At 40.8% G+C, this 6,499-nt stretch carries 8 protein-coding genes; all 8 read left to right on the forward strand.

What is annotated here, in order from left to right; all coding sequences use genetic code 11:
- Window positions 1-17 precede the first annotated feature (17 nt).
- Window positions 18-2,714 carry a nitrate reductase gene (locus H5072_RS09100; protein WP_182693332.1) on the forward strand — a complete coding sequence of 899 codons (2,697 nt, stop codon included), beginning with the start codon at window positions 18-20 and terminating at the stop codon, window positions 2,712-2,714.
- A 16-nt stretch (window positions 2,715-2,730) separates the two neighbouring features.
- Window positions 2,731-3,702: a GTP 3',8-cyclase MoaA gene (gene moaA, locus H5072_RS09105; protein WP_182693333.1), complete on the forward strand. Its 972-nt coding sequence runs from the start codon at window positions 2,731-2,733 to the stop codon at window positions 3,700-3,702.
- A 25-nt stretch (window positions 3,703-3,727) separates the two neighbouring features.
- Window positions 3,728-4,402 carry a molybdenum cofactor guanylyltransferase gene (locus tag H5072_RS09110; protein ID WP_404936321.1) on the forward strand — a complete coding sequence of 225 codons (675 nt, stop codon included), beginning with the start codon at window positions 3,728-3,730 and terminating at the stop codon, window positions 4,400-4,402.
- A complete protein-coding gene (gene moaB / locus H5072_RS09115; RefSeq protein ID WP_182693335.1) occupies window positions 4,399-4,938 on the forward strand; it encodes a molybdenum cofactor biosynthesis protein B in 540 nt (179 codons plus the stop codon). Before H5072_RS09110 ends, moaB begins: the two co-directional genes overlap by 4 nt.
- Window position 4,939: 1 nt before the next feature.
- Window positions 4,940-5,410, forward strand: a complete 471-nt coding sequence (gene moaC, locus H5072_RS09120; protein WP_007375236.1) for a cyclic pyranopterin monophosphate synthase MoaC — start codon at window positions 4,940-4,942, stop codon at window positions 5,408-5,410.
- Window positions 5,388-5,687: a MoaD/ThiS family protein gene (locus H5072_RS09125; protein WP_182693336.1), complete on the forward strand. Its 300-nt coding sequence runs from the start codon at window positions 5,388-5,390 to the stop codon at window positions 5,685-5,687. Before moaC ends, H5072_RS09125 begins: the two co-directional genes overlap by 23 nt.
- Entirely contained in the window at window positions 5,687-6,145 is a 459-nt protein-coding gene (gene moaE, locus H5072_RS09130) for a molybdopterin synthase catalytic subunit MoaE (RefSeq protein WP_182693337.1), read from the forward strand. The genes H5072_RS09125 and moaE overlap by 1 nt, the downstream gene beginning before the upstream one ends.
- 25 nt (window positions 6,146-6,170) lie before the next feature.
- Window positions 6,171-6,499 (forward strand): hypothetical protein (locus H5072_RS20880; protein WP_220488568.1); only part of this gene is annotated, 329 nt, incomplete at its 3' end.

The following is a 6,499-nucleotide window of genomic DNA, read 5'->3' on the forward strand; positions in this document are numbered from 1 at the left end:
CATTAAAAGAGAGCAGTATGACAACCGCAAACACATCACCAACTATAAATAAAACGAGTTTAAAACAAACAACATGTGCTTACTGTGGTGTAGGGTGCGGTGTTGATATTTCACTTTTTAATAATGTGCCAACCAAGCTTGAAGGCATGCGAGAGCACCCCGCAAACTTTGGTCGTTTATGTGTAAAAGGCACGCATTTGCTAGACACCACAGGCAGTGATAACCGCTTAACGTCGCCCCTCATTAATAATAAAGCAGCCACGTGGGATGAAGCAACCGACCACGTTGCCAATAAATTTAACGACATAATACAAAAGCACGGACCCGATGCGGTGGCTTTTTATGTATCGGGGCAGTTACTTACTGAAGATTACTACATCGCGAATAAATTAATGAAAGGCTACATAGGCTCAGGCAATATCGATACAAATTCGCGCCTGTGTATGTCATCTGCTGTGGCAGGTTACAAACGCGCTTTTGGTGAAGACGTAGTGCCGTGTACCTACGAGGATTTAGAGCAAACTGAGCTGCTTATTTTAATTGGCTCAAATGCAGCGTGGACTCATCCGGTTTTGTATCAGCGAATGGAGCGTGCAAAACAGCTTAACCCAAATATGAAAGTGGTGGTTATTGATCCGCGTAAAACTGACACCGCTGAGCTTGCCGACACATTTTTAAATATAAAACCAGGCAGTGACGCCGCACTTTATAACGGTTTGCTTAATTATTTAAATGAGCATAGCCACCTCGATACGCAATTTATTGCTCAGCACACAAACGGCTTTGAAAGCGCATTGCAAGAGGCACAAAAGTGGAGCTGTGAGGCAGTTAGCGACTTTTGCGATATAGCAATTGAGCAAGTTACTGAGTTTTATGCGCTATTTGCTAAAAGCCCAAGTGCGATTAGCTTTTATTCAATGGGTATAAATCAGTCAAGTTCGGGTGTAGATAAATGCAACGCCATTATTAATGCACATTTAGCCTCAGGTAAATTACTTAAGCCAGGCAGTGGTCCGTTTTCGATTACTGGGCAACCTAATGCGATGGGCGGGCGCGAAGTAGGTGGTTTGGCTAATCAGTTAGCGGCGCATTTAGATATTGAAAACGAAGCGCATCAATCACTTGTACAACGTTTTTGGCTCTCGCCAACTATTGCTAAAAAAGCAGGCAGCAATGCCATTGATATGTTTGATGAAATAGCCGCAGGCAAAATAAAAGCAGTGTGGATAATGGCAACAAACCCAATGGTGAGCTTGCCAAATAACGCTGCAATTAAAAAGGCATTAGAGACCTGCGAGCTGGTGGTTGTATCTGACTGTATTGCAAAAAGTGATACATTAAAATTTGCCGATGTTGCTTTTCCATCAACCGGATGGGGCGAAAAAAACGGCACAGTAACTAACTCAGAACGCAGAATATCAAGGCAACGCCCGTTAGTAGCGCCTTATTCGGGAGCTAAAAACGATTGGCAAATTATGTGTGAAGTCGCTAAAAAAATGGGCTTTGAAGGGTTTGATTTCACAGATCCAAGTGGCATTTTTGAAGAATGGGCACAATTAACCGACTTTGAAAATAACGACAGCCGATTATTAAACCTCTCTGGTTTAGTTGGGCTCACAAAAAGCCAGTACGATAACTTAAAACCCATAATGTGGCCTGTTGTTAAAAATCAGCCTTATAAAAACGGTCAGGTTTTTACAGATAACCAATTTAGCACCGCTGATAAAAAAGCGCGTTTTATACCCATAACGCCGCAATTACCTGTGCAACAAACATCATGTGATTATCCGTTTATAATGAACTCAGGACGTATACGCGACCAATGGCATACCATGAGCCGCACAGGTAAAAGCACTGCGCTTTCATCGCATATTACACGCCCGTACATTGAAATTAATCCGCTTGATGCCAGTAAACTAGCAATTAAACAAAACGATTTAATAAGTGCGATTGCGCAAACTGGGCAGGTTACCGCGCATGCAAAAGTAACCGATTCCGTGCGAAAAGGTGAATGCTTTATGCCTATTCATTGGAATAAGCAATTTGCATCATCCGCAACAGTAAGTGGGTTGTATCAATCGGTAGTTGACCCTCTATCTGGTCAGGCTGAGTGCAAACACGGTGCTGTTAATATAGTTAAAGCACCCTTTGTGCAATATATGCAGCTGTTTGCTAAAAACGAACTTGTTATAAACAGTGATTTTTGGCTCAAAGTTAATGCAAGCAATTGCTTTAATTACCAATTGGCGCTTAATGAACCACAAAGTGATTTACTGTATTTCTGCCAAACCTTAACCGGTTTACAAGGGCAGTGGTCGGCTATGAACACGGCAAAAGCCATGCATGTGCAGTGTATTCAAAACGATCAATTAGCGTTTGTTGGTGTTATTTCTAACGAGCAAAAAGAAATATCACTTGAGTGGATAAACCATTTATTTGCAGAGCCATTACTGACCTTTACACAGTTACAGTCTTTGCTTTATGCAACCCCCGATGAAGAATTTACCCAAGGCGTGCAAGTGTGTAGCTGCTTTAAAGTAAGAGAGCAGCCAATTATAAACGCCATTAAAAACGGTGCAAACACAGTCGAGCAATTGGGGTCTGAACTTAAATGTGGGACGAACTGCGGTTCGTGTAAAACGCAATTAAGCCAATTAATAAAACAACATTACAAAGCCGGTTCTAGCAGCATTGATGTTGCGGTTGAAATGTAAACAAACAAGGAAGCATATGCTTAATGATCAATTTGGTCGGCAGTTTAACTATTTGCGCCTCTCAATAACTGATGTATGTAATTTTAGTTGTAGTTATTGTTTACCAAACGGGTATCAGTGCGATACGCCGCGTAATTTTTTAAATAAAAACGAAATTAGCACGCTAGTAAATGCGTTTGCAGAGCTAGGTACTAAAAAAGTACGCATTACAGGTGGCGAACCGTGCTTGCGAAACGACGTAACCGATATTATAAAACTCTGTAAAAATACACCTGGCATAGAAAAAGTAGCCATTACTACCAACGGGTTTAATTTATTAAAGAAAATTGATGAATTTGCTGAGGCAGGGCTTGATGCGCTTAATGTCAGTATTGATAGTTTAAATTCGAGTATGTTTAAACTCATAACAGGGCACGACAAACTTAACCTTATTTTAAAAGGGATTGAACGCGCGGTAGATCTGGGCATAAAAGATATAAAAATAAATGCAGTGCTTGCCAAGCAGTTTAATAAAAACCAATTGAAGGATTTTTTAGCGTGGGTAAAACACCACAAAGTTACAGTGCGCTTTATAGAATTAATGGAAACCGGTGACGGCGCAACATTTTTTGAAGAAAACCACTTAAGTGGGCAAACGGTTAAAGTCCAATTACTCGACCAAGGTTGGTTACAAGTCGTTAGGGGGAAATTAAATGGACCCACTGAGGAGTTTTGTCATCCTGATTACGATGGTCGTATTGGTTTAATAATGCCGTACAGTAAAGACTTTTGTAAAAGTTGTAATCGCTTAAGGGTGTCGGCGCTGGGTAAATTACACTTATGTTTATTTGCAGAGCAAGGTATAGATTTACGCGAACTACTCAACGAGGACGATACTGCAGCGACCGTAAAGGCAATTCGAGCCGCTATGGGCAATAAAGAAATAAGCCATGAGCTGGGTAAACGCTTAACAGGTGCGACAACTCACTTAGCCATGTTAGGCGGCTAATATGGAAGCTAATATAAAATCTAATATGAAAGTTAAGCGAGATTTTACAGGCGTTGTGCTTGCTGGTGGTAAGTCATCAAGAATGGGCACAGACAAAGCCGATTTAGTTTTAAAAAATAAAACGCTATTGCACAATGCGTGTGATTTATTAAAAGACGTAGGCGCTAAAAACATACTTATAAGTCGCAACGTTACAAATCCAGTCAAGTCATTGAACCATTATTCACCGAGCGATTATCCCTCAGAAAAGTACGTTAAAGATATATACCCAAATAGTGGACCCCTTGGCGGAATTTATTCCACATTAATAGCCACTGAGCACGACTTACTTATTACTGCGGTAGATATGCCTCTACTTACGAGTAGTTTGTTAAGCATAATTGTGCTGGCTTCTCAGTCAAATAACGTACAAAGTGTGAGCAATCAATTAAATCAGTCACAAATACATGCTTGGCACTTTGAAAATGAACCACTACCGCTGTATATTCGTAATACAAGCAGTGTAAAAAATCATTTAAAACACATACTCACAAACGCTAACAGTCATAAATCAATAAAACAGTTTACCCAAAGCATTGGTGTGCAAACGCTTTTATGTAATAAAGCGCACGCATTAATAAACACCAATACACCGGCGCAATTTAAAGCTGTAAATGAGCATTTTGACCAAAGCATTAACCTATTGAGAAAAACATTATGAGCCACACAAGCGAGTCACAAATAGCATTAAACATTGCCGTAATGACGGTAAGCGATACACGCGATGCGATTACCGATACTTCTGGTCATTACTTAATTAAAGCGCTAACTGAAGCTGGTCATCACTTAGCTGATAAAGACATAGTTAAAGATGACGTTTACCAAATGCGTGCAGTGGCATCGCAGTGGATAGCCGATGACACCATTCACGCTATTTTAGTGACTGGCGGTACAGGTTTTACTGAGCGCGATTCAACACCAGAGGCATTTGCGCCGCTGTTTGATAAAAGCGTAGACGGTTTTGGTGAGCTATTTAGGCACATATCGTACGGCGAAATTGGTAACTCTACTATTCAATCTCGTGCATTGGCAGGACTTGCTAATAACACCGTTATTTTTTGTATGCCAGGCTCTACAGGCGCATGTAAAACTGCGTGGACAGGCATAATAAAAGATCAACTTAACTCAATGCATAAACCGTGTAACTTTGTACCGCACATTACCATTGGTAAAAAGTGTGAATCGCGTGAGCAATAGTATGTTGAGTCACGTTGACGAAAACGGCCAAGCGAATATGGTTGATGTATCGCTCAAAGACGTAACCTTGCGCGATGCCTCAGCTGAAGCATTTATTAGCATGAGCAAGCTTGCCTTTGAACAAGTAATGCTTAATCAAAACAAAAAGGGTGATGTGTTAGGCGTGGCACGCATTGCAGGTATTCAAGGCGCTAAAAAATGCGCTGATTTAATTCCGCTTTGTCATCCGCTTGCACTTAGTAAAGTAGCAGTTGATTTTGAACTTGATGAAGCAAACAGCCAAATTAAAATAACCAGCTACTGCAAGCTTGCCGGTAAAACTGGCGTAGAAATGGAAGCGTTAACAGCGGTATCTGTTGCTAGCCTTACTTTGTTTGATATGTGTAAAGCAGCCGATCCACTAATGGAAATTAGCGGCATGCGCGTTACTCAAAAAGCAGGGGGCAAAAATGGCAGTTGGCAGCGAGATTAATCCAAACGATGCTATATTTAGTGCCCAAAATGTAGAGATATTGTTTTTTGGGCAACTAAAAGAGCGCTTGAAGTGCAGTAAATTAAGCCTTGAGATTACGCGGCCGCTTACTATTTCAGAACTTAAATTAAGATTAGTGAGCCAATATCCGCATTGGCAACCGTGGCTGGAAGAGCGTGAGCTACTTGCAGCGCTTAACCAAACTATGTCATCAAGCGACGAAATAGTGAAAGCTGGGGATGAGCTTGCCTTTTTTCCGCCGGTTACAGGTGGCTAATGAGCATACATATTCAAGTACAAACCGATGATTTTAATGTAGGTGACGAGCACAATACGCTTTGTAGTAATAATAAAAGCGATGGCGCTGTTGTCACCTTCACAGGTTTGGTAAGAGAGTTCAGCAGTGGCGATAACGTTATTGCACTTGAGCTTGAACACTACCCTGGTATGACCGAGCAACTCCTTCAATCTATTGCAGAGCAAGCACAAACTCGCTGGCAACTGGCGCGAATATCTATTATTCACCGCGTTGGTTACTTAGCACTTGGCGAGCAAATTGTATTTGTAGGCGTAACGTCCCGCCATCGCCAAGCCGCGTTCGAAGGCGCACAATTTATTATGGATTACTTAAAAAACCACGCCACGTTTTGGAAAAAAGAGCACTTTAAAGACTCATCAAATTGGGTTGAGTTTAAACAAAGTGACAAACAAGCGCTGGATAAGTGGCAAAAGTAGTTATAAATGTAATGTGTGAATAAAGATGCGTTCAAAATTTATCTCAAAAAGAGAGTCATTAGAGTCCGCTGCACTTTGGGTAGCGGCTCTATTAATTTTAGCTATTATGTTAGAGCTCATTACAGGCTGGTCTATAGGTGGAAAAAGCACTGCTGGTCACTCTATAAATATTGAGCCAGAACAGTTTTGGTTTGAAATAAAATTGCACTGCAGCTTAGTGTTATGGTTTATTTTTAGATCTTTTTTTACTTTTCCATTTTTTAGGGCGCAGTACAATAGCTTGCTTAGCTTCAGAGAAGAACACAAAATCATATCAAATATTCTTTTTTATATACTTACTCCCATTTTTGTAGT

Origin of the sequence: Pseudoalteromonas sp. SR45-5, from assembly GCF_014163565.1 — a bacterium.
Classification (GTDB): Bacteria; Pseudomonadota; Gammaproteobacteria; order Enterobacterales; family Alteromonadaceae; genus Pseudoalteromonas; species Pseudoalteromonas distincta.